The sequence below is a fragment of the Streptomyces torulosus genome, assembly GCF_001419765.1.
In the GTDB taxonomy this organism is placed as follows: Bacteria; Actinomycetota; Actinomycetes; order Streptomycetales; family Streptomycetaceae; genus Streptomyces; species Streptomyces torulosus.
In genome coordinates this window covers 1-2,662 of record NZ_LIRK01000876.1, presented here as the reverse complement: position 1 = coordinate 2,662, position 2,662 = coordinate 1, and the positions used below count along the sequence as shown (strand labels likewise).

General features: G+C 73.2%; 1 protein-coding gene. It reads right to left on the bottom strand.

All coding sequences use genetic code 11. From position 1 onward, the window contains the following. Positions 1–2,662, bottom strand: a 2,662-nt coding sequence (locus tag AOK23_RS51580) for a tetratricopeptide repeat protein (protein WP_055717609.1), incomplete at both ends; no start/stop codon positions are given.

The following is a 2,662-nucleotide window of genomic DNA, read 5'->3' as shown; positions in this document are numbered from 1 at the left end:
GGGGGTCGCGCCCTCGCCGCCCCGTTCGGCCAGGTAACCGGCGAAGTCGAACGTGGTGTTCGCGTCCGCCTCCTGCTCGGCCCGTCGCCACCAGCGCTCGGCCTCCGTGTGGTCACCGGGTGCGGCGAGGAGCGCGACCCCCAGCAGGAAGGCCGCTTCGGGGTTCTCCTCGGCGAGGGGACGGAGCCGCTCCGCCGCGGGGCCGGGCCGCCCGGAGGCGAGCAACTCGTCGGCGAGTTGGAGGACGGCCGGTGTGTGCCCCGCGTCGGCGGCCCTCACCAGCCAGGAGGCGGCCTCCTCGTCGTCGTCCCGGTCGGAGAACAGACGACTGAGGTTGTAGGCGGAGACCGGCAGCGTGGGGGCGGAGAGTCGCCACCAGCGTTCCGCTTCGTCGGCGTTGCCCTCGATGTAGTACTGCGTACCGAGGTTGTGGGCGGCGTCGAGACGACCGGTGTCGGCCATCCACCGCAGCAGGGTCCGCACCACCTGGGTCATCCCCGCGTCCCGCACCACGGCGACGTAGGTGAAGATCTCCTCGGTGTTGTCCGGATCGCCGAGCAGGTCGAGAAGGAGCGCCTGGGGCTCCTCGGTCTGCCCTGACTCGATCAGCAGGCCGATCAGATTGAGACGTCCCTTGACGTCCCCGGCCTGCGAGGCTTCCCGGAACATCTCCTCGGCGGCGCCGAGATCGCCCTCCTCCCGGTGAATGGCGCCGAGGTTGTTGAGGGACTTGGCGTGCCTGGCCTCACCGGCGCGTCGGTGCCATTCCTTGGCCTCCTCCCGTTCACCCTCCGCCCTCAACCATTCCGCGAGATTGAACATCGCGATCGGATGCCCGGCCTCGGCCCCCTTGGCGTACCAGGTCGCGCCCTCGGCCGGGTCACCCCGCTTGCTGAGCAGGGCGCCCAACTGGTTGGCGGCCTCCGCGTTCCCCGCCTCGGCGGCGGCCCGCCACCACTTCTCGGCCGCGACCAGGTCGCCGCGCTCGTCGGCGGCCTTGCCCAGGATCTCCGCGGCCCGGTCATGGCCCCGCTCCGCAGCCTGGCTCAGCCACGACGCGGCCCGGTCGTCCCCACCCAGGCGCAGCAGGTGGCCGTACATGTACATCGCGTCGGTCTCTCCCGCCTCGGCCGCCCTACGCCACCAGTGGGCGGCCTCCACGTGGTCATCCCGCTGGTACAGGAGCGTCCCGAAGGCAGCCATGGCCCTGGCATAACCACCCTCCGCCGCTCTGCGCAGCCATTCCTCGGCCTGGTCGTCGTCCCCTCGGCGTCGGTGATGCGCGGACAGGTTGTAGGCCGCGATGGACAGCCCGGCCTCCGCGGCCGCGAGCCACCATGCCGCCGCTTCGTCGTCCTGGCCACGCACCATCAGCACAGCGGCGAGGTTGAGCTGGCCGACCACACTCCCGCCCTCGGCGAGGGGCCGCAGCCGCGCCTCGATCCCGGCCGGGTCCCTTCCCAGGAACAGCTGTGCGGACGTGTAGTTGAGGACCGCTTCCTCGTCCTCGGTGTCCGCCAGCGGACCCCACGCCTCCTCGGCGATCTCCCACTGCCCGCTGAAGGACGCCGTCTGCGCGATCAGCGGGCGCGTGCGGCCGTCCGCCTGTCTCAGGGCCGTGCGCCACACCGCCTCCGGGACGTCCGGTGCGTCGGGGTCGCGGGCCACGGAGTCGACGAGGTAGTCGAAGGGCCGTTTGGTGTTCTCCTCCTCGCCTTCCATCAGCAGGCTGGCGACGCCGTAGCGGATGCGGGTGGCCCAGCTGACGGCGTCGGCGTAGGGCTCGGGGCGCAGGGCGGGGCCGCCGAGGGCGGTGAGGTAGCGCTCGTGCACCTCGCGGAGCAGGGTCTCCGGGAGGTCGCCGATGAGGCCGATGCGGGCGAGGTCCACGGCTGCCGCGACGAGCGCCGCACCCCGTGGATGGCCGCCCCTGGTGGTGGCGCGCTCGGCCCGGCGCCACTCGCCGAGGAGTTCCGGTCCGGCCGCCAGGTACTCGGCGATCCCATGGATGCCGTGCCGGGCGTGGGCCTCGACGAGGCGGCTGTCGTCGACCTCGGCCACCCGGTCGAGTTCGGTGGCGCTCCACAGTCGCCGGACGACGACCGGTTCCACCATGTTGAGGACGCGCAGTCCCCGCTCGGCGGCCATACGGCCGACGCCGCTCTCGCCGTCGGCACCGTCGGCCGCCTCGCGCAGGGTGTCGTAGCGCTCGTCCCGCAGGGTCGCCAGCACCACGAGCCCGGCGTCGGTCAACGCCGACAGCAGGGACGGTTCGAGGCCGCCCGGGCCGAGGTAGTGCTCCAGGTCGTCGAGCCAGAGCACGTGCCGGTCATAGGCGGGGCCGCCCGCAGGTAGCCGTAACACGCGGAGGTCGGCGCCCCAGGGCGGGGCGAGGAGCAGGTGTCCCGACAGGACGGCCCGTGCCGCTTCGAGGGCGGTGCGGCTCTTGCCCGCGGTCGAGTCTCCGGTGAGCAGCACCAGCCCTCCCGAGGCGGCCGCCTTCCTCAGCCGGTCCCGGACCTGGTCGTCGATGTCGCGGCGGACATAGGGCGGCAGCGTCGAGGCGTCCGCGCCGCCGACGCGGGCACGGTGGACGCCCAGTCCGAGAGGGTCGGTGTCGCGGACGGGCTGCCAGGCGCCGAGGGCCGCGACCGCGGTCGCG